At 53.1% G+C, this 25,007-nt stretch carries 1 protein-coding gene; it reads right to left on the bottom strand.

What is annotated here, in order from left to right; all coding sequences use genetic code 11:
* Positions 1-90: 90 nt before the first annotated feature.
* Positions 91-24,564: an ESPR-type extended signal peptide-containing protein gene (locus ACX9GV_RS13200; RefSeq protein ID WP_473195841.1), complete on the bottom strand. Its 24,474-nt coding sequence runs from the start codon at positions 24,562-24,564 to the stop codon at positions 91-93.
* Between the last annotated feature and the right edge of the window lie 443 nt (positions 24,565-25,007).

Genomic DNA, 25,007 nt, shown 5'->3' with positions numbered 1-25,007 from the left:
AGGGGGTCGTCTCGCGCGTCCCTGCGCTCGACGGTTAGCTAACCTGCACCATACCCACCTGTAGCATGACTAGGTGCGTGCAGCAGCTAGTTAGAACTTATACCTCACCCCAAGCATCGCTGACTTATCGTCATAGCTGTTCTGGCCGATCTGCTGGCTGACATTGCCCCAGACGCTGAAGTTTTTATTCAACTTACCTTCTACTCCCAGGCGAACCTCAACCAGATTGCGGTTGCCATTTTGTTTCATTTCCATGCCATCCATAGCAACCCCTGCCAGCTGAGAGTTATTGATGTAGTTGATATCCAGATAAGTGGTCAGGATGTTTTCCTGTTCTTTATTCCCACCCATCCGCGTGTCGTTAGAGAACTTGACCCCTACCCGAGTCTGCAGGTTATTGTTGCCAGACTGCTCCACCACCGTGCCATTGGCTTCGGTCTGGTTGTTCATCTTGGCACCATTCACCGTCAGTTGTAACTCAGGGGTGATGTAGCCGCTATTGCTTTCCCCATCATAGATCTGGACCGGATAACCACCCTCTGCGGAAGCACTCAACCCATGGATTTGATAACTTTCATTAGCTAACTCTTGCCCATTGACGGAGGCATCGAACCAATCATAGCGCAGCCAGGCATGCAGATAAGGGCTGTGGCGTTGCGCGGCATCCTGATACCAAGTGCCATAGACCCCAAGGCTGTAGCCATTTAAGCTCTGGTCAGCGTTATAAGGCGTTTGGTTAGATTCGCTGCTGCCACTGGCATAACCATAACCGGCCATCAGGCCAATACCCAGGTGGTCTTTTTCAGTGAGATGGGTTTCAAACACTTCCCCACCCAGTTGAATGACATAGCGGTTGGTTTCGCTGGAAATCTGCCCGCTGTCATCATTAAACTTATTACGACCGCCCACTTGGCGTAACCACAAACTGGTTTTTTCCCCGGTAAGATCGTTTGCCACACGGGTATCAATGTCATCAAGACGTGTATTAAACAGCGAGTTAGCGGTAGCAATATTGGCGATGTAGCTACCTGCTTCAGGACGGTAGATCACCTCCGGTTCCGGCGCTGGTGCGTAATTGGAACGCAGATACCAGTTACCATCACCAGGATTAGTTGGCGTGCCTTGTAAGAGGAAATATTCCAGCGCCCCGGCAACCGCACGCCCGTTCAGGCTGAATTGCCCGGCGGAAACCCCACCAACACGAATAATCTGAATGCCGTTAATATTTTGAGCACCCTGTCCGCCGAGGTTATTCACCGTGACTGAACTCTGGCCAGAGGTATTGCCAGTGATCACCAACCGGTCGGTAGGCGAACTGTCATCGCCCAGCACCGTATCAAAGAACAGATGACCGTTCTCGCCAATATAGTTACCGTTGATAGTAAAATCACTGTAATTCAAACCGGTGGCGCTGCGCCCAACCAGAATATTCCCTCGGTTGGTGACATTACCGACAATTTGCCCATCACCCCCTAATATGCCGTTATCTTGTACAATCACATTACTGGTCAAGGTCGCATTACTGCCCAGCGATTGAATAGCCGGGGCATTAGCAGGTGGGGTACCAATCAGCAACTTACCGTATTCCACCACTGTTGTTGCGGCACTGACAATGCTGTTGCTGATTTGCAGAGTACCGTGCCCTTGTTTGATGAGGGTGCCTGGTCCACTGATGGCGGTGTTGAGCTGCCAGTAATCATCGAGCACATCCAACGCCAGCGCGCTATTGTTGAGAACCGAACCACTACCAAAATTCTGCGCGTTGGTGGCGATTAGCATCGCATTACTATTGGTGGTAAAGGTACCACTGAAGTCCGTGTTATTCCCGGTCAGGATCACTTTAGCGTTTTCATTAAACGACGCGCTGCCGTTGCCTTGCAGGTTATTCACTAAATTCCCTGTTGCACCATTAACCATTAAGTTGCCAGCCAAGACAATGTTGCCATGGCCCAGGGCTTCTGATTGGGTCAGTAGCGCCGTGGCACCGCTGTTAATGGTAGTGGTACCGGAATAGACCAGTGTATTGGTGTTCAGGGTCAAGGTACCCGCACTGAGTATCAAATTGCCGCTTCCTGTCAGCAGGCTACTGCTGTTGCCACCATTAGCCACGGTTAATTGCCCGGTGCCTAAATTGATTGTGGTACCCAGCGCACCATTTAATGTGCCGACGGTCTGTGTGAAGCCATTAATATCCACACCCGCCCCATTGGTTAATGACAGGTTAGAGGTGCGGCCTAGCGTGTTATTACTACCAAGTTGCAAAATACCGGAACGTATCAAGGTGGCACCGGTGTAATTGCTGTCTTGGCCGATCAGGGTGACGACAGTTCCGTCGTTAGGGGAGTCGATAGCCAGATCGCCACTACCGGTAATCTGCACTTCCAGATTATTCGACGGTTTGCCATTATTGGCGAGTGTCCCTATGAGGGTCAGTGCGTCATTGCCGTTGGTCAGCAAATCAAGCACCTTCAAACCATAGTTGATATAGAGGCCATCTAAAAGTTTACCGGTACTGAGGCCGTAGCGGAAACTGCCCATTGCCGCCACTGTACTACTGTTTGGATTGGTAATCCCTTGAGAATAGGTTGAGTCAATGGGCACGCCTGCGGCATTGGTGAGCAACAGCTCATTGCCGCTGCCGGTTGCCGCGCCTTTGGCTAAATTAACTACCATCACGCCGGTATCTAAATCCAGCGTATTGATACCGTCCAGGCTAGGTGAAAGGGTCGTCGGCAGATTGGCCCTCACTGTACCCCCGGCGGTGGTATTAATGGTGTTGGCCACAATCGTCCCGGCCGACGTCACCACTGCGTTATTTTCCACCAGATTGTTATAAACCAGGGTGCCACCGTTCATCACCAGTGCGCCAATATTCTGCACACCATCATCGACGGTAGTGATATTACCTTGAGATACCATCACCAGGGCATTGGTGACGGCCAGGGTGTTATTCCCCCCCAATAAGAACGGCGTATTTTGCAGATTCAACGTACCGGTAAAGGCGGTACCCACATCAGCACCAAAGTTAAAGCCAGTATTGTTGGTGTTAACATTGATAACGCCGGAACCCATTAAATTGTTGTCGAAATTGAATGCCCCAGCACTGTTAATGTTGAGTGTGTCAATGGCTTGAGCCACATTAAGCGTCGCCAGTGGGTTCAGTATCTGGTCACTACTGAGGTTCAACCGGGATCCGTCGTCGATATTGATCAGCCCAACAAAGTTGGTGAGGTCAGTGGTATTGATACTGATGGCGCTGTCGGACATGGTAATGATGCCATCACCACTGATGGACTCGATGGTGTTCAAGTTGGCTGGGGAAGCAGAATTAAGGTTATCCAGCAACAGTTTGAGCTTGCTGCCGTAATCAATGGTAATGGTACCGGTGCCTAAATTCAGGTAATCCGGGACATTCAGCACACTGTTGTCCGTCAGGAGGAAGTGACCATCAAAGCCAGAGTTATTGGCCAATAACACCATATTGGCGTTATTATTGACGATAATGGTCGAATTCGACACACCCTGGATATTATTGGCAACACTCTCTTGCAGGCCGGAGAAAATCAGTTGGGCAGTGCTATCGGTTAAATTGATATTGGCACTGCTGTCCCCGAGATTATTGGCGGCAGTCACTGTCAGTGTGCCGTTGGCATTGATACTTTGTGTCCCTCTGAAGGTATTGGCCTGGGTGAGTTGTACATTGGCATTGGTATTAATCACCCCAGTGCCACTGAGCAAATTGCTAAAACTGCCATTGCCATTAAAGTTCAGTGCGCCCACTACCTCTACGGCGCTGATCCCCAGGTTTCCGGTATTACTCAGGCTGATAGCTGCACCAGAGGTAATAAGGGTATTGGCACTTAAGGTGTCATTGGCAGCGGTTAAACTCAGGTTCCCCCCTTGTACATTTAACAGACCACCACCAGTCAAACCGCCTACCGAACTGGAGGTGCCACCGTCGGTGAGAATCAATGTGCCACCAGCAAGATCAATGATACCAGTGTTATTCATTACACCTGCGGTTAACACGCTAGGATCCAAATTAATCAGGCCAGCATTATCTAACGCACCGACTGTTTGATTAAATCCGTTAGTCTTGAAAGTAGCGCCGTTGTTGACAGTTAATAATGAGGTCTGCCCCAATGAATTATTGTCACCCAGCAGCACTAGCCCCCCAGAGATGGTGGTTGTACCACGGTAATCATTGGCGCTGTTGGTAATGGTTAATGGTGCCGCTGCGGCATTGAAGACAATACCCCCGACCCCGGTCAGCCTGGCAGTTAGGGTGCGATTCGAAGCCGCATCAGTGCTGGTGGCGATCTCCAGTGCATCCTGGTCATCGGTTAACAAATTAAGCGTGTGCAACTCATAATTCAGGTAGAGCCCCATGGCGCCGGTGACGCTGGCGTTAGAAAGGTGATAGTCGTAAATCCCTTCCGCGACATTGACCCCATTTTGTGTAATGACCGAGGTTATGCCTGCATCGGGTGCCACAGGCTGACCATTCAGTTGTAGTGTCAGATTATTGGCACCACTGGCCATATCGGCGGTAATTAAGGTCATCCCCGCCATACCCCGGTTTTGGTCCAGCAGCGACAAATCTGGCGGAATGGTCGGCACATTATTGGTCCAGGAGAGGTCCCCGGTGATATTGACCACGCCACCCGCTGCGGTGAAGGCTTCAGTCTGAATGATGCTATCCGCACTGACATCAGGAATGCCGGAAAAGAAATTCAGCGTACCGCCGTTCATGGTTAAGGCGTTGATCGCTTCGGTACTTGGGGTATTCGCAACGCCAACCTGAGTCACGCTGCCACTGTTCAGAGCCAGCGTCGCATTGGTCAATGCGGCGGTGTTGTCACCAGTGAGCAAGAAGTTGGTATTTTGCAGTGTCGCCGTGCCGTTAAAGTCACTCCCTACGTTGCTACTAAAGTTAAACGCATTACCGCTGGCGTTAACATTCACCGCCCCTGACCCACGCAGGACATTATTCAAGGTGAAATCAACATTGCTATTAATATTCAACCTGTCGGTGGCATTGGCAACATTGAATATTGCCGCTGTATTTAAGGCGGTATCTTGGTCGATGGTGACACTGGAAGAGGTATTGATATCAACCAGGCCACTGAAGTCGACCAAGTTGCCGTTGCCAGACAAATCAATCTGGCTGTTATTCAATACCCAGCTCCCACCGCCGCTTAAACTGTTGTTCAGTTGCGTTAAGGCACCACCGGCAAAATTGTTGAAGATCAACTGGCTGGCGCTGGCAATATCAACCGTACTCGCCCCGAGGTTTTGCAAAGCAGCGACGCTCAAGGTGCTGTTGCCATCAATAGCAAACAGCCCGTTGAAGTTACTGTTATCGCCAATCAGTGACATATTGGCGTTATTAGTAATACTCACGGTGGAGTCCACGATACCTTGCAGGGTTTGTGCGACGCTGCCAATCAGGCCATCAAACACCAGGGTAGAGCTAGTGGTGGTTAAATCCACCGTGGCGCTGTCGGCCCCCAGATTGCGGGCTTCGTTGACTGTTAGCGTACCGCCGCTATTGATAGCTTGAGTACCGCTAAAGTCGCTGTTGCCGGTCAGTTGGACGTTGGCATTGGTATTGACCACCCCATTACCACGGAGTCGGTTGGCGAAGCTGCCATCACGGTTAAAGTTCAGGGCCCCTGCGATGTTGATGTCACCAGAGCCGAGGGTACCGCTATTGGTTAAGGTGACGTCGGCACCGGTGGCAATGGTAGTGATGGCAGACAGGGTGCTGTTATCGGCGCTCAGGGTTAAGCTGCCGCCCTGAACATTCAAACTGCCGGCACCGGCCAGGCCATCGGCTGCGGTGGAAGTGCCACCCGCCAGCAGATTGAGAGTACCACCTGCCAAGTTAAGGGTGCCGTTATTGGTCAACAGGCCGTCACTGCTTAATGTGCCGCCATTGAGCGTCAGGGCACCGAGGTTATCCAGCGCCCCCACGGTTTGGGTAAAACCGGCCATATCGAACAGGGCGTTGCTATCCACCGTCAACAACTGGGTTTGCCCCAGGGCATTACTCGCCCCCAACAGCACGGTGCCGCCGGTCGCCTGAGTGGTGCCGCTGTAGATATTCCCGCCATTGGAGATGGTGAGTGGTGCTGCGGACGCATCCAGAACGATGCCGCCAGCCCCAGTCACCAGCACCGACAAGTCATGATTGCTGCCCGGGTTGGCATCGGTGGCCACCAGCAGGGCATTTGGCACATCTTCAATCAGGTTGAGTTGAATCAGGTTAAAACTGAGGAACAACCCATTGTCTGTACCTCGGGTATTCAACAGGCCGTAATCATAGAGCGCCTGAGCGACCGTTATGCTGTTTTGGATCAGATCAGACGCCACTGGCTGGTTAGTCACCGCCACGCCATTGAGGTGCAGCGTCAGGTTGTCGATATTGGTGGCATTGTTGGAGAAAATCAGCGCGGTACCGGCGTTATTGCCGATCTGATTGAGCAGCGAACCCCCGGTGTTCGGGGCAGACTGCGGCCCGACGACGTCAACAATCCCGCTATTGGCGGTGAATATGCCGGTGGTCAGGGTGCTCTCGGCGTTGGTGGCTGGAATGCCACTGTAAAACTGCAGGGTGCCGCCGTTGAGGGTCAGGTTGCCGATAGTCTGGTTGCTGGCGGTACCGGATACCCCGACGGTGGTGGTGTTGTCGTTTTCCAGCACCAGCGTGGCAGCGGTGAGCGCCGTGGTATTGCTGCCAGCCAGTGAGAAGGTGCTGCTGTTGAGGTGAACATCACCGCCAAACAGAGCCCCCACTGTATTGCCGAAACTGAAGGCCTGGCCTGCAGTATCCACATTCACCGTACCGTTGCCGGTCAACGCATAATTAAAGTTGAACAGCCCGGAGGTGGTGATATCCAGGTTATCGCCCGCTCCCTGCACATTAAACTGGGTAGCGGCGTTGAGGCTGGTGAGTTCATCCAGGGTCAAATGGGCATTACCGTTGATGTCGATCAGGCCATCGAAGCCAGCCATCCGGGTGGTGTTGCCCGCCAGATTGATATTGCTGCTGTTGAGCCACCAGGTGCCGCTGCCGGTGAGGGTGTTGGCGAGTATCGATGGCACATTGCCAGCAAAGTTCAGGAACTGCAGGGTACTGCCGCTGGCGATATCTACCGCGCCATTGCCCAGGTTTTGTTGCAAGCCGACGGTCAATTGGCTATTGCCATCAATAGCTAACAGCCCGTTGAAGCTGCTGTTATCACCGGTCAGTGACATATCGGCGCTGTTATCAATACTGACGGTGGAGCCAGCGATCCCCTCCAGGGCTTGAGCAACGGCACCAATCAAGCCATCAAACACCAAGGTAGAACTAGCGGTGGTTAAATCCACTGTGGCGCTATCGGCCCCCAGATTGTTAGCTTGGGTCACCGTCAGGGTGCCACCGGCATTGATAGACTGGGTGCCGATAAAGTCGCTCTCGCCAGTCAGTTGGACGTTGGCGTTGGTATTAACCACCCCGTCACCACTGAGTTGGTTGCCGAAACTGCCGTCACGGTTGAAGTTCAAGGCGCCAGCAACGGTGATATCACTGGCACCGAGGGTACCGGTATTGGTCAAGGTGATGTCGGCACCACTGGCAATGGTGGTGGTGGCAGACAGGGTGCTGTTATCGGCACTCAGGGTTAAGCTGCCGCCCGACACATTCAGGGTTCCTGTACCCGCTAAGCCATCGGCGGCGGTGGAGGTGCCACCACCGAGCAGATTGAGGGTACCACCTGCCAAGTTAAGGGTACCGTCGTTGGTCAACAGGCCATCATTGGTTAAAGTGCCGCTATTGAGCGTCAGGGCACCGAGGTTATCCAGCGCCCCCACAGTTTGGGTGAAACCGGCCATATTGAACAGGGCGTTGCTATCCACCGTTAACAGTTGGGTCTGCCCCAGGGCATTGCTTGCGCCCAATAGCACGGTGCCGCCGGTCGCCCGGGTGGTGCCGCTGTAAGTATTGCCCCCGTTGGAGATGGTGAGGGGTGCTGCAGCAGCATCCAGAACGATGCCCCCAGCCCCAGTCACCAGCACTGACAAGTCATGATTGCTGCCTGGGTTGGCATCGGTGGCCACCAGCAGGGCATTCGGCGCATCTTCAATCAGGTTGAGCTGGATCAGCTCAAAATTGAGGAACAGCCCGTTGTCCGCCCCCCGGGTATTTGACAGGTCGTAGTTATAGACTCCCTGAGCGACAGTCATGCTGTTCTGGATCAAATCAGAAAGCACCGGCTGATTGTTTACCGCCACGCCATTAAGCTGCAGCGTCAGGTTGTCGATATTGGTGGCATTGTTGGAGAAAATCAGCGCGGTGCCGGCGGTATTGCCGATCTGATTGAGCAGTGAGCCCCCGGTGTTCGGGGCAGACTGCGGCCCGACGACGTCAACAATTCCGCTATTGGCGGTGAATATGCCGGTGGTCAGGGTGCTCTCGGCACTGGTGGCCGGAATGCCACTGTAAAACTGCAGGGTGCCGCCATTGAGGGTCAGGTTGCCGATAGTCTGGTTGCTGGCGGTACCGGATACCCCGACGGTGGTGGTGTTGCCGTTTTCCAGCAGCAGCGTGGCAGCGGTGAGCGCCGTGGTATTGCTGCCAGCCAGTGAGAAGGTGCTGCTATTCAGGTGAACATCACCGCCAAACAGAGCCCCCACCGCATTGCCGAAACTGAAGGCCTGGCCTGCAGTATCCACATTCACCGTACCGTTGCCGGTCAACGCATAATTAAAGTTGAACAGCCCGGCGGTGGTGATATCCAGGTTATCGCCCGCTCCCTGCACATTAAACTGGGTAGCGGCGTTAAGGCTGGTGAGCTCATCCAGGGTCAAATGGGCATTACCGTTGATGTCGATCAGGCCATCGAAGCCAGCCATCCGGGTGGTGTTGCCCGCCAGATTGATATTGCTGCTGTTGAGCCACCAGGTGCCGCTGCCGGTGAGGGTGTTGGCCAACTCTGCGGGTACATTACCCGCGAAGCTCAGGAACTGCAGGGTGCTGCCGTTGGCGATATCTACCGCGCCATTGCCCAGATTTTGTTGCAAGCCGACGGTCAATTGGCTGTCGCCATCAATAGCAAACAGCCCGTTGAAGGCGGTGTTATTGCCGGTTAGGGACATATCGGCGCTATTATCAATACTGACGGTGGAGCCAGCGATCCCTTGCAGGGTTTGAGCAACGATACCGGCAAGACCGTCAAACACCAGCGTAGAGCTGTTGGTGGTTAAATCCACCGTGGCGCTGTCGGCCCCCAGATTGTTAGCTTGGGTCACCGTCAGGGTGCCACCGGCATTGATAGACTGGGTGCCGATAAAGTCGCTCTCGCCAGTCAGTTGGACGTTGGCGTTGGTATTCACCACCCCGTCACCACTGAGTTGGTTGCCGAAACTGCCGCCACGGTTAAAATTCAGGGCCCCGGCGATGTTGATGTCACCGTTCCCCAGGGTACCGGTATTGGTTAAGGTGACATCGGCACCCGCCGCTATAGTAGTGATAGCAGACAGGGTGCTGTTATCGGCACTCAGGGTTAAGCTGCCGCCCGACACATTCAGGGTTCCTGTACCCGCTAAGCCATCGGCAGCGGTGGAGGTGCCACCACCCAGCAGATTGAGGGTACCGCCCGCCAAGTTAAGGGTACCGTCGTTGGTCAACAGGCCGTCATTGGTTAAAGTACCGCCATTGAGCGTCAGGGCACCGAGGTTATTCAGCTCACCCACGGTCTGGGTGAAACCGGCCATATCGAACAGGGCGTTGCTATCCACCGTCAACAACTGGGTCTGCCCCAGGGCATTGCTCGCCCCCAACAGCACCGTGCCACCGGTCGCCCGGGTGGTGCCGCCGTAGGTATTGCCCCCGTTGGAGATGGTGAGTGGTGCTGCGGATGCATCCAGAACGATGCCGCCATCCCCGGTCACCAGCACCGACAGGTCATGATTGCTGCCTGGGTTGGCATCGGTGGCCACCACCAGGGCATTCGGCGCATCTTCAATCAGGTTGAGCTGGATCAGCTCAAAATTGAGGAACAGCCCGTTGTCCGCCCCCCGGGTATTCGACAGATCGTAGTTATAGACTCCCTGAGCGACAGTCATGCTGTTCTGGATCAAATCAGAAAGCACCGGCTGATTGTTTACCGCCACGCCATTAAGGTGCAGCGTCAGGTTGTCGATATTGGTGGCATTGTTGGAGAAAATCAGCGCGGTGCCGGCGGTATTGCCGATCTGATTGAGCAGTGAGCCCCCGGTGTTCGGGGCAGACTGTGGCCCGACGACGTCAACAATTCCGCTATTGGCGGTGAATATGCCGGTGGTCAGGGTGCTCTCGGCACTGGTGGCCGGAATGCCACTGTAAAACTGCAGGGTGCCGCCGTTGAGGGTCAGGTTGCCGATAGTCTGGTTGCTGGCAGTGCCGGATACCCCGACGGTGGTGGTGTTGCCGTTTTCCAGCACCAGCGTGGCAGCGGTGAGCGCAGCGGTATTGGCACCGGCCAGTGAGAAGGTGCTGCTGTTGAGGTGAACATCACCGCCAAACTGATCCCCCACCGCATTGCCGAAACTGAAGGCCTGGCCTGCAGTATCCACATTCACCGTACCGTTGCCGGTCAACAAATAATTGAAGTTGAACAGCCCAGCGGTGGTGATATCCAGGTTATCGCCCGCTCCCTGCACATTAAATTGGGTAGCGGCGTTGAGGCTGGTGAGTTCATCCAGGGTCAAACGGGCATTACCGTTGATGTCGATCAGGCCATCGAAGCCAGTCAACCGGGTGGTGTTACCCGCCAGATTGATATTGCTGCTGTTGAGCCACCAGGTGCCGCTACCGGTGAGGGTGTTGGCCAACTCTGCGGGTACATTACCCGCGAAGTTCAGGAACTGCAGGGTGCTGCCGCTGGCGATATCGACCGCGCCATTGCCCAGGTTTTGTTGCAAGCCGACGGTCAATTGGCTATTGCCATCAATGGCAAACAGCCCGTTGAAGCTGCTGTTATCACCGGTCAGTGACATATCGGCGCTGTTATCAATACTGACGGTGGAGCCAGCGATACCTTGCAGGGTTTGAGCAACGATACCGGCAAGACCGTCAAACACCAGCGTAGAGCTAGTGGTGGTTAAATCCACCGTGGCGCTATCGGCCCCCAGATTGTTAGCTTGGGTTACCGTCAGGGTGCCACCGGCATTGATAGACTGGGTGCCGATAAAGTCGCTGTTGCCGGTCAGTTGGACGTTGGCGTTGGTATTCACCACCCCGTCACCACTGAGTTGGTTGCCGAAACTGCCGTCACGGTTGAAGTTCAGGGCGCCAGCAACGGTGATATCACTGTCACCGAGGGTACCGGCATTGGTCAAGGTGATGTCGGCACCGCTGGCAATAGTGGTGATAGCAGACAGGGTGCTGTTATCGGCACTCAGGGTTAAGCTGCCGCCCGACACATTCAGGGTTCCTGTACCCGCTAAGCCATCGGCAGCGGTGGAGGTGCCACCACCGAGCAGATTGAGGGTACCGCCCGCCAAGTTAAGGGTACCGTTGTTGGTCAACAGGCCGTCATTGGTTAAAGTACCGCCATTGAGCGTCAGGGCACCGAGGTTATTCAGCTCACCCACAGTTTGGGTGAAACCGGCCATATCGAATAGGGCGTTGCTATCCACCGTCAACAGTTGGGTCAGCCCCAGGGAATTACTTGCCCCCAACAGCACGGTGCCGCCGGTCGCCCGGGTGGTGCCGCCGTAGGTATTGCCACTGTTGCCGATAGTCAACGGATTATTGGTAGCATCTAAAACCAGACCACCGTCCCCGAAGACCAGGGCAGTTAACACTTTATTGGAGTTAACATCAGTATCGGTGGCGATGACCAAGGCATCCGCGTAGTCGGTTAATAATTCAATCGAATTGAGGCCAAAACTGAGGTAGAGCCCCTGCTGGTTAGACGCGTTGGAGTTGACCAGTTCATATTCATAGCCCCCATTGGCGGCATGAACCGCACCCTGCATGATGGAAGCGAAAATACTATCGCCGATAACCACGGTCTGACCATTGAGCTGTAAGGTTAAATTACCCGCACCACTGGCAATCGCGGCGTTGATCAACTGCATACTGACATTGCCACGGTTTTGCTCAAGGATAGACAAGGAGTCAGATACGTTACTGATATTGCCATTGCCAACCAGGTTGATGATACCGCCATTGGTTTGCAGAGTATCCAGGGTCAGGATACTGCTGGCCCGGGTATTGGCGAAGTCACCGTAAAAAGTCAACAGCCCGCCATTCATGGTCAAGTTGCCAATGGCTTCATCACTGGGTGAGCCCGAAATCCCCACCTTGGTGTCACTACCGTTCTCCAGCACCAACGTGGCATTGGTGAGCGCAGTGGTATTGGTTCCGGTGAGTAGGAAGGTGCTGCTGTTCAGGTGCACTTCACCGCCAAACTGATCCCCCACCGCATTGCCGAAACTGAAGTCCTGGCCGGCGGTATTGACATTTACCGCCCCATTACCCGTCAACGCATAATTGAAGTTGAACAGCCCGGCGGTGGTGATATCCAGGTTATCGCCTGTTCCCTGCACATTAAACCGGGTAGCGGCATCGAGGCTGGTGAGTTCATCCAGAGTCAAACGGGCATTACCGTTGATGTCGATCAGGCCATCGAAGCCAGTCAACCGAGTAGTGTTGCCCGCCAGATTGATATTGCTGTTGTTGAGCCACCAGGTGCCGCTGCCGGTGAGGGTGTTGGCGAGCATCGACGGCACATTACCGGCAAAGTTCAGGAACTGCAGGGTGCTGCCGCTGGCGATGTCTACCACGCCATTGCCCAGGTTTTGCTGCAAGCCGACGGTCAATTGGCTATTGCCATCAATAGCAAACAGCCCGTTGAAGAGGGTGTTATCACCGGTCAGTGACATATCGGCAGTGTTATCAATACTGACGGTGGAGCCAGCGATCCCCTCCAGGGCTTGAGCCACGATACCGGCAAGACCGTCAAACACCAGCGTAGAGCTGTTGGTGGTTAAATCCACCGTGGCGCTGTCGGCCCCCAGATTGTTAGCTTGGGTCACCGTCAGGGTGCCACCGGCATTGATAGCCTGGGTGCCGATAAAGTCGCTCTCGCCAGTCAGTTGGACGTTGGCGTTGGTATTAACCACCCCGTCACCACTGAGTTGGTTGCCGAAACTGCCGTCACGGTTGAAGTTCAAGGCACCAGCAACGGTGATATCACTGTCACCGAGGGTACCGGCATTGGTTAAGGTGACGTCGGCACCGCTGGCAATGGTGGTGGCGGCAGTTAGGGTACTGTTATCAGCACTCAGGATTAAGCTGCCCCCCAGCACATTCAAGTTGCCGGCACCGGCCAGGCCATCGGCGGCGGTGGAAGTGCCCCCATCCAGTAGATTAAGGGTGCCACCATTGAGCGTCAGGGCACCGAGGTTATCCAGTGCACCCACGGTCTGGGTGAAACCGGCCATATCGAACAGGGCGTCGCTATCCACCGTTAACCGTTGGGTCTGCCCGAGGGAATTGCTCGCCCCCAACAGCACCGTGCCGCCGGTCGCCCGGGTGGTGCCGCCGTAAGTATTACCCCCGTTGGAGATGGTGAGTGGTGCTGCGGACGCATCCAGAACGATCCCCCCATCACCAGTAACCAGCACCGACAGGTCATGATTGCTGCCCGGGTTGGCATCGGTGGCTACCACCAGGGCATTTGCCCCATCTTCAATCAGGTTGAGCTGGATCAGACTAAAATTGAGGAACAACCCGTTGTCTGTGCCACGGGTATTCGACAGGCCGTAATCATAGATCCCCTGGGCGACGGTCAGGCTGTTCTGGGTCAGGTCAACAGCCAGTGGTTGATTGGGCACTGCCGCGCCGTTGAGGTGCAGTGTCAGGTTGTCGATATTGGTGGCATTGTTGGAGAAAATCAGTGCCTTGCCAGAGTTATTACCGATCTGATTGAGCAGCGAACCCCCGGTGTTCGGGGCAGACTGCGGCCCGAGTATGTCAATGATCCCGCTGTCGGCGGTGAATATGTCAGTGGTCAGCGTGCTCTCGGCGCTGGTAGCTGTGCCACTATAAAACTGCAGGGTGCCGCCGTTGAGGGTCAGGTTGCCGATAGTCTGGTTGCTGGCGGTACCGGAAACCCCGACGGTGGTGGTATTGCCGTTTCCCAGCACCAGCGTGGCAGCGGTAAGTGCAGCGGTATTGGTGCCAGCCAGTGAGAAGGTGCTGTTGTTGAGGTGAACTTCACCGCCAAACTGATCCCCCACCGCATTGCCGAAACTGAAGGCCTGGCCGGCGGTATTGACATTTACCGCCCCATTACCCGTCAACGCATAATTGAAGTTGAACAGCCCGGAGGTGGTGATATCCAGGTTATCGCCTGTTCCCTGCACATTAAACCGGGTAGCGGCATCGAGGCTGGTGAGCTCATCCAGGGTCAAACGGGCATTACCGTTGATATCGATCAGCCCAGCAAAATTAGTTAGCCGGGTGGTGTTGCCCGCCAGGGTAATATCGCTGTTATTGAGCCACCAGGTACCGCTGCCAGTCAGGGTATTGGCCAACTCTGCGGGCACATTACCGGCAAAGTTCAGGAACTGCAGGGTGCTGCCGTTGGCGATATTTACCGCGCCAGTGCCCAGATTTTGTTGCAAGCCGACGGTCAATTGGCTGTCGCCATTAATGGCAAACAGCCCGTTGAAGCTGCTGTTATCACCAGTCAGTGACATATCGGCGCTGTTATCAATACTGACGGTGGAGCCAGCGATACCTTGCAGGGTTTGAGCAACGATACCGGCAAGACCGTCAAACACCAGCGTAGAGCTAGTGGTGGTTAAATCCACCGTGGCACTGTCGGCCCCCAGATTGTTAGCTTGGGTCACCGTCAGGGTGCCACCGGCATTGATAGCCTGGGTGCCGATAAAGTCGCTCTCGCCAGTCAGTTGGACGTTGGCGTTGGTATTAACCACCCCGTCACCACTGAGTTGGTTGTCGAAGCTGCCATCACGGTTGAAGTTCAGGGCGCCAGCAACGGTGATATCACTGTCACCGAGGGTACCGGCATTGGTTAAGGTGATGTCGGCACCCGCCGCTATAGTGGTAATAGCAGACAGGGTGCTGTTATCGGCACTCAGGGTTAAGCTGCCGCCCGACACATTCAGGTTACCCGCACCCGCCAGGCCATCGGTGGCGGTGGAGGTGCCACCACCCAGCAGATTGAGGGTACCGCCCGCCAAGTTAAGGGTACCAGCGTTGGTCAACAGGCCGTCATTGGTTAATGTACCGCTATTGAGCGTCAGGGCACCGAGGTTATCCAGTGCGCCCACGGTTTGGGTGAAACCGGCCATATTGAACAGGGCGTTGCTATCCACCGTTAACCGTTGGGTCTGCCCCAGGGCATTGCTCGCCCCCAACAGCACGGTGCCGCCGGTCGCCCGGGTGGTGCCGCCGTAAGTATTACCCCCGTTGGAGATGGTGAGCGGTGCTGCGGACGCATCCAGAACGATGCCCCCATCCCCAGTCACCAGCACTGACAAGTCATGATTGCTGCCCGGGTTGGCATCAGTGGCTACCACCAGGGCATTTTGCCCATCTTCAATCAGGTTGAGCTGGATCAGGTCAAAATTGAGGAACAGCCCGTTGTCTGCGCCCCGGGTATTCGACAGGGCATAGTTATAGAGCGCTTGGGCGACGGTCAGGTTGTTCTGGGTCAAATCAGAAAGCACTGGCTGGTTGTTTACCGCCACGCCATTAAGCTGCAGCGTCAGGTTGTCGATATTGGTGGCATTGTTAGAGAAAATCAGCGCGGTACCGGCGTTATTACCGATCTGATTGAGCAGCGAACCCCCGGTGTTCGGGGCAGACTGCGGCCCGAGTATGTCAATGATCCCGCTGTCGGCGGTGAATATGCCGGTGGTCAGGGTGCTCTCGGCACTGGTGGCCGGAATGCTACTGTAAAACTGCAGGGTGCCACCGTTGAGGATCAGGTTGCCGATAGTCTGGTTACTGGCAGTACCGGATACCCCGACGGTGGTGGTATTGCCGTTTTCCAGCACCAGCGTGGCAGCAGTGAGCGCCGTGGTATTGCTGCCAGCCAGTGAGAAGGTGCTGCTGTTGAGGTGTACATCACCGCTAAACAGAGCCCCCACCGCATTGCCGAAACTGAAGGCCTGGCCTGCGGTATCCACATTCACCGTACCGTTGCCGGTCAGCGCATAATTGAAATTGAACAGGCCAGCGGTGGTGATATCGAGATTATCGCCTGTTCCCTGCACATTAAACTGGGTAGCGGCATCGAGGCTGGTGAGTTCATCCAGGGTCAAACGGGCATTACCGTTGATGTCGATCAGGCCATCGAAGCCAGTCAACCGGGTGGTGTTGCCCGCCAGATTGATATTGCTGCTGTTGAGCCACCAGGTGCCGCTGCCGGTGAGGGTATTGGCCAGATCTGTGGGCACATTGCCAGCATAGTTCAGGAACTGCAGGGTGCTGCCACTGGCGATATCTACCGCGCCATTGCCCAGATTTTGTTGCAAGCCGACGGTCAATTGGCTGTCGCCATCAATAGCAAACAGCCCGTTGAAGGCAGTGTTATTGCCGGTTAGAGACATATCGGCGCTGTTATCAATACTGACGGTGGAGCCAGCGATACCTTCCAAAGTTTGTGCCACGATACCCTGCAGGCCATTAAACACCAAAGTGGAGGTATCGGTGGTTAAATCCACCGTGGCGCTGTCGGCCCCCAGATTGTGGGCCTCGGTCACCGTCAGGGTACCGCCGGCATTGACCGACTGGGTGCCGATAAAGTCGCTGTTGCCGGTCAGTTGGACGTTGGCATTAGTATTCGCCACCCCGTTACCACGGAGTCGATTGCCGAAACTGCCATCACGGTTGAAGTTCAGGGCCCCGGCGATGTTGATGTCACCGTTCCCCAGGGTACCGGTATTGGTTAAGGTGATATCGGCACCCGCCGCTATAGTAGTGATAGCAGACAGGGTGCTGTTATCGGCACTCAGGGTTAAGCTGCCGCCCGACACATTCAGGTTGCCGGCACCGGCCAGGCCATCGGCGGCGGTGGAGGTGCCACCACCCAGCAGATTGAGGGTACCACCCGCCAAGTTAAGGGTACCGGCGTTGGTCAACAGGCCATCATTGGTTAAAGTGCCGCCATTGAGCGTCAGGGCACCGAGGTTATCCAGCGCTCCCACAGTTTGGGTGAAACCGGCCATATCGAACAGGGCGTCGCTATCCACCGTTAACCGTTGGGTCTGCCCCAGGGCATTGCTCGCCCCCAACAGCACGGTGCCGCCGGTCGCCCGGGTGGTGCCGCCGTAAGTATTACCCCCGTTGGAGATGGTGAGCGGTGCTGCGGACGCATCCAGAACGATGCCCCCATCCCCAGTCACCAGCACTGACAAGTCATGATTGCTGCCCGGGTTGGCATCGGTGGCTATCACCAGGGCATTTTGCCCATCTTCAATCAGGTTGAGCTGGATCAGGTCAAAATTGAGGAACAGCCCGTTGTCTGCGCCCCGGGTATTCGACAGAGCATAGTTATAGAGCGCCTGGGCGACGGTCAGGTTGTTCTGGGTCAAATCAGAAAGCACTGGCTGGTTGTTTACCGCCACGCCATTAAGCTGCAGCGTCAGGTTGTCGATATTGGTGGCATTGTTAGAGAAAATCAGCGCGGTACCGGCGTTATTACCGATCTGATTGAGCAGTGAACCCCCGGTGTTCGGCGCAGACTGCGGCCCGAGTATGTCAATGATCCCGCTGTCGGCGGTGAATATGCCGGTGGTCAGGGTGCTCTCGGCACTGGTGGCCGGAATGCTACTGTAAAACTGCAGTGTGCCACCGTTGAGGGTCAGGTTGCCGATAGTCTGGTTACTGGCAGTACCGGATACCCCGACGGTGGTAGTGTTGCCGTTTTCCAGCACCAGCGTGGCAGCGGTGAGCGCCGCAGTATTGGCCCCAGCCAGTGAGAAGGTGCTGCTATTCAGGTGTACATCACCGTTAAACAGAGCCCCTACCGCATTGCCAAAGCTGAAGGCCTGGCCGGCGGTATCCACATTCACTGTACCGCTGCCGGTCAGCGCATAATTGAAATTGAACAGACCAGATGTGGTGATATCGAGATTATCGCCCGTTCCCTGCACATTAAACTGGGTAGCGGCATTGAGGCTGGTGAGCTCATTCAGGGTCAAGCGGGCATTGCCGTTGATGTCGATCAGGCCATCGAAGCCAGTCAACCGAGTAGTGTTATCTGCCAAGGTGATATTGCTATTGTTGATCCACCAAGTCCCGCTGCCAGTCAGGGTATTGGCCAGATCTGTGGGCACATTGCCAGCATAGTTCAGGAACTGCAGGGTGCTGCCGTTGGCGATATCTACCACGCCATTGCCCAGATTTTGTTGCAAGCCGACGGTCAATTGGCTGTCGCCATCAATAGCAAACAGCCCGTTGAAGGCGGTGTTATTGCCGGTTAGAGACATATCGGCGCTGTTATCAATACTGACGGTGGAGCCAGCGATACCTTCCAAAGTTTGTGCCACGATACCCTGTAGGCCATTAAACACCAAAGTGGAGGTATCGGTGGTTAAATCCACCGTGGCGCTGTCGGCCCCCAGATTGTGGGCCTCGGTCACCGTCAGGGTACCGCCGGCATTGATAGACTGGGTGCCGATAAAGTCGCTGTTGCCGGTCAGTTGGACGTTGGCATTAGTATTGGCCACCCCGTTACCACGGAGTCGATTGCCGAAACTGCCATCACGGTTAAAATTCAGGGCCCCGGCGATGTTGATGTCACCGTTCCCCAGGGTACCGGTATTGGTTAAGGTGACATCGGCACCCGCCGCTATAGTAGTGATAGCAGACAGGGTGCTGTTATCGGCACTCAGGATTAAGCTTCCGCCCGACACATTCAGGTTACCCGCACCCGCCAGGCCATCGGTGGCGGTGGAGGTGCCACCACCTAGCAGGTTGAGGGTACCGCCCGCCAAGTTAAGGGTACCGTCGTTGGTCAACAGGCCATCATTGGTTAATGTACCGCCATTGAGCGTCAGGGCACCGAGGTTATTCAGTTCACCCACGGTCTGGGTAAAGCCAGCCATATTCAACAGAGCGTTGCTATCCACCGTTAACAGTTGGGTCAGCCCCAGGGAATTGCTCGCCCCTAACAGCACCGTGCCGCCGGTCGCCCGGGTGGTACCGCTGTAGTTGTTGCCACTGTTGGAGATGGTGAGCGGTGCTGCGGACGCATCCAGAACGATGCCCCCAGCGCCGGTAACCAGCGCTAACAGGTCATGATTGCTGCCAGGGGTGGCATCGGTGGCCACCAGCAGGGCATCTTGCCCATCTTCAATCAGGTTGAGCTGGATCAGATTAAAATTGAGGAATAACCCGTTGTCTGCGCCCCGGGTATTCGACAGGGCGTAGTTATAGAGCCCCTGGGCCACCCTAAGGTTGTTCTGGATCAGGTCAGATGCTACCGATTGGTTAGTCACCTCAGTGTCATCAATATGCAGGGTCAGGTTATCGATGCCGGTCGCGATATTGGCATAAATCAGCGCCATTGAGGCGTTATTCGCCATTTGATTTAACAGGCTGCTGCCGGCGTCATTCCACGTTATCCCACCAGCAATATTGATAATGCCACTACTGGCGAGCAGATTGTCGGTGGTAATGGTGCTTTCGTTGAGAAGATCACCGTAGAAATTGAGGGTGCCGCCGTTCAAGCTTAAATTGCCAATGGTCTCATTAGAGGCCACCCCGGTAACACCCACAGTAGTGTTACTGTCGGTATCCAGCGTTAAATCAGCATTAGTTAACGTGGATGTATTAAGACCGTTCAGGACAAATTGGGTGTTTTGCAACACCAGGTTGCCGGTGAATTGATTATTGCTATTAGTGAAATCAAATGACTGGCCATTGTTATCGGCATAGACCCATCCGTTGCCAGTGAGTTGATTGGCCAGAGCAAAGGCAGCATTACCCTGAATATTGAGACTATCAAGGCCATTGACGACGTCAAAGATAGTATTGGCGTTGAGTGCGGTTTGATTGTCTAACGTGAGGGATGAGCCATCATTAATTCTCACCGTACCGCCGAACGTGGAGAGATGACTATTATTGGCAAGGTCGATATTGCTGCCGTTTAATAACCAAGTACCGGTGCCAGTGATATCGTTATTTAATGCAGAGAGCACACCGCTAAGGTAATTGTTAAAAATAAACTGCCCGCCGGTGGCAATATCAATGGTTGCAGTACCCAGCGGTTGATCACTGGCTACAATAAGTTGGCTGGTACCATCAATGGCAAACAGGCCATCAAACAGCGTATTGGTCCCGATCAAGGTGGTGTTTGAACCATTTTCCACGCTAACGGTAGCACCCGCTACGCCACTTAAGGTATTGGCGAGGTTGCCTTGTAAATTATCCAAAATCAGCTGCGATGACCCGGCGGTTAAATCAATGTCAGCGGTGCCGAGTTGGTTGGTTTGATCAATAGTCAGGCTTGAGTTGGCATTAATATCAATAGCACCCGAGAGTGCCTGATTATTCCCGGTGAACACCAGGTCATTGTTGATATTAACCAGGCCAGCACCAGACAAGGTGTTATCAAAGGCCGTATCAGCGCCATTGAGGTTAAGGGTGCCATCCACCACAATATTACTGTTGCCTAATGCATCTGCTGCGTTGAGTGTCGCATTGGCACCAGTGGCAATGGTTGTTTGCGCGGAGAATAAACTGTTAGCCCCATTGACGGTAAAGGTCCCGCCATTGATGTTTAGCGCACCACCGCCATTGAGCCCACCAACACTATTGCTACTTCCCCCGGAACGGAGAGTTAATGTGCCACCAGCAAAGTTAAAGCTACCGTCATTCACCAAGGAATCCACGGTTTGGCTGTATCCAGACAGGTTCAGGGTAGCGGCGTTGGCAACGGCGAGCGTATTGGTGTTACCCAACGCCTGGTTTGCCCCGACATTAAGAATACCGCCATTGACTGAGGTATTCCCCGTATAGTCATTCAGGGTGTTATTTAGCGTTAGTGCGATATTATCGCTGCCAATTGCCAAATTACCGCTGCCAGTTACCCGGGCGGATAGGGTGTTATCGGTTGCACCAACGGAACTGAGAGTGAGTGTCTGTGCAGTCTGAAGGTCGATTTGCGTGGGTGCATAGGATATTTTCAAACCAGGATCACTGGACAAGGCGAAATTATAGGTATTGATTGCCACCAGATTGCCATTTTGCAGGTAGTCAATCAGCGATCCGCTTGACAGGGCATTGCCTGACAGATCCTGCAGATCAAGACTGTTCAGTTGGCCAGCACTGAGAGTATTGCTGCTATCAACCAGCGTGGTGAGGTCGCCAACATCCAGATCTAATAAATTACCGTCGGTGAGGCTAGCCGTATCCAGTTGCACCACCGAGGCAGCTTCAACATTGAGTAGACCAGTGGTGATGACGCCACCATCGGCAAACTGGATGGTGCCACCATTCAAACTGAGGTTACCTATTTGGCTGTTACCTGTTGGCACGGTAATCAGGCTGTTGGCTGATCCGCGCAATGTTGCATTAGAGAGCACTTGCGCATTGGCTGGCGTTAGGGCAAAGCTGCCGTTGTTCATGTCCATCAGGCCAGTAAAGCCTAAACCGACATTAGCACCAAAGCCAAAGCTGTTATTGTTGGCATCTACATGCAGTGTGCCGCTACCGATTAACTGTTTATTGAAGTTGCTGATGGTGGTTAAGTTCAACAGCCCAGCCAAATAAACTGAACCTGCACCTAATTGATCTTCCTGGCTGGCATTGAGTATGCCACCGTTATCAACGGTCCAGTCACCGAGGAAGGGGCTGGCATTGACCAAGGTGACATTGGCCCCATTTTGTACTGTGGCGGCCCCAGTGCCCGCCAGAATGCCGCCGAATTGTCCATTGTAGGTATCGCCAAATAATAACTGACTGGTGGTGTCGGTTAAATTAACTTGGCTACCGCTACTGATATTGTTGCTATCGGCTAAGGTAATGATTGATGTGGCATCAATATTAATATTATTGAAATTTTCTAACCGGGTGGCAAGGTTAAGGGCTCGAATAGAATTAATAAAGTTAAGCGTGTTATTCCCAGCCCCGGCATCAAGGCCACCTAACATGGTGTTACTATTGGGCGTTAAATCAATAATATTGAAAATATCATCGCCACTGGCGGTATTAATTGAATTAACATAAGAACCATCATAAATATTTACGGTGTTATTACCATCGCTAAGATCAATTAACCCCTGACTGATAGAATTAGGGTTGAAGGTTAAGGTATCATCACCGCTTCCGCTATCAAGCGAGTATAATGTGCCATTGTTGATAATGGTGTTCCCACTGTTCCCCATGGAAACACTGCCATTGATCTCACCATAGTTTGTCAGGCTTTGGGGTATCCCATTCTGAAAATCAATGGCACTGCCTGCGGTAGAATTAATAATGGTATTGGTACCCACAATAATATTTGCATCACCATCCTGAACACCTGCGGTACTTAAACCGATACTTCCCGCACCGTTAGCATTAATGGTTAAGTAGGCATTAGTAAGGTCGATGCCATTAAAACTCCGGTAAATCCCCCTTCCTGCACCTGAAATATTAATAATGTTGTTTCGGGTGCCATAAAGGAAGTTTAACCCGCTTATTTCTTTAAATAATGCACCGTCGATAGTAGAAAAAGTATTATCATAAAGGTTAAAGGTAGACAGCGAACCTGAGGTGATCGCAGTAGCATCGCTATTAATGTTAACATTGACGCCAGTGATCGTGTGAGTTCCAGCGTTATCTGGGTTAACGTTAATCGCAGGGTCAGTGCCATTAACATTAATATCCCCACCAAGCAAATCCAGATCAATATTGGCACTACCAACATTAATTGCTGAGCCACTATTGGCATTGATAACCCCATTGGTATTATCAATACTCATGGCGATTCTGTCTGGTATATTACTCAGCAAGTTAATACCCGCTACGGTACTGGTTATAACTCCTTGGTTAATAACTTTCCCCGTGCCAACCGTAGAGCTGATTCTTTGCAAAATACCGGTGGCTTTAAGAATGGTGCCTTCGTTTTTGACTAAAATATTACCGGTTGCTGTTGTGGCGGTGGTTTCTGCTGTAATCCCGGTACCCAAAGAAACATTCGCGGTACCATCTGAAATCAGTGCGCCAGAGCGAATATAAATATTCCCCGTGCCGGTGGTTTTTCGCGCGATAATGCCCGAGACAAGAGTGTTGTTGGCAGCAACAATAATTGAACCTGTTGCCAAATTATAAATAACATCATACGGTGAGGTTGGGCCGTTGAATATGGCTGCGGTGGCATTAGTGCTAGGAAGATTACTGATCTGATGGTTAATCACCGGGGCGGGGACAGTTGTATTACTCCAGTTGTTAAGCTGGACAACGGCTCCAGGGCCAAACCCGGTGAGTGGGTCGTAAGAGCCAATTTGTACACCAAAGTTAGAGATCCCCAGCACATTCTGCCCGGTAATATTCAGGTTAACTTTGGCACCATCATCAATAATAAAATTATAGGTGGCATTATCTGGTGAGGTGCTATTAGCCGGCCCATTGGTTAAACGGACATTGGTGTTGCCGGCAACGGAGCTCAGGAAACTGACATCAGCAGTATCAGTAAAATGAATGGTGCTGTTTGCGGCGTTAGCGTTACTCCAAAATACCGCAGGGAAAGCGCCGGGTATAATGGTTAGGGCTAATGTACCGGTCAGTTCTACTTTACTGGCGACAGCCCATTGGCGGAACGCCCCCATATTGAGCACACTGGGGCCATTATCCCCCAAGCGTAGAATACTGTTATTATTAGGGGTACCAGAGGGTGTATCAGGGCCAAATGCCACCAGTTTGTTATTCAGCAGTATAGCGTTATTTTCCATAATCACGGTCATATTGAGCGCGACAATCTGTGCTGAAACCAGGTGAGCACTACCCGTTGTCCCTGTGGTAGAGATAAAGTTACTGAAGTTTGTGAAAGTGAGTGTGGCGTTTTGACCGGGCCAGTTAGTAGGGGGGACGTTATCCGCAGCAGGAACTTCGAAGGCCATGACTCCAAAGGTTATCGAATGGCCACCACCATCAATAATGATGTTTTGCCGATTAGAACGGTTTTGAGAAATAGGAACTACGGCTGCTCCAGCATAATTGACATTTTGAGTTAATAACAACGTGGTGGCGGTGCCGGTTGGGCTTAGAGCTTCGAGTAAATCTGCCCGGTTATTTATCAAGGCACAAGCGATGCCCATATCAAGACATTGCTGCTGTGTGATGGCATAAACCGGGCTGAAAGGCGCGAATACACTCAACAATGTTGCGGTTATCGCACTGATTTTAAATAGCTTACTTTTTTTATTGTTGAGGGTGTGCAATCGCTGGGGGTTATCAGGCAATAGGCAGTTACCAGAAGAGGATTTTTTCTGTTTATTCTTCGCTAACTCGCTGGCAACCACAAAAATACGTAATACCGCGTTCCAGATCACCTTGTAAACTTTGTTCATACACAAGCCTCTTAGACATAATGGATTTATTTCTGATAACCATTTGTTTTTATATGTGAAATAAAGCCAACTATAAAAACCGCCTCCAGCGGAGCTATTTCACGTACTACCTTGATTTTGGTCTGAATCGACCCCTGACAAGTTGCGCGTACAGGTTGACTTCTGACCCTAACTGACTGTATTTATGACACTTATTGGGATAAGCATTCAGTGAATAAAACCATTCAGTTAATAAAAACAACCAGTTAGAAAAAAAAGCAAGATTTTGCTCATCTTTGAACGGTGCTTACTCAGTAAGATCAATAAAAGTTGATGTATTGCGCATCATTAAGCGTAAGACAAGGTATAGAAAAGTAAATGAACGGGTTAATAAAAAAGCTCTTTTGCTATACAGGTCTGTTTTATGCGTAGTTCACCCGGGTTTTTTTCATTATCCCAATACA

This window comes from Serratia sp. 25CWL12 (genome assembly GCF_055790885.1).
The sequence above is the reverse complement of the archived record's forward strand: the minus strand, read 5'-3'. Positions and strand labels throughout refer to the sequence as shown.

What these genes read in the sequence shown, in the direction of transcription:
- ACX9GV_RS13200 (WP_473195841.1), bottom strand. Translation starts at nt 24,564, where the DNA reads ATGAACAAAGTTTACAAGGTGATCTGGAACGCGGTATTACGTATTTTT.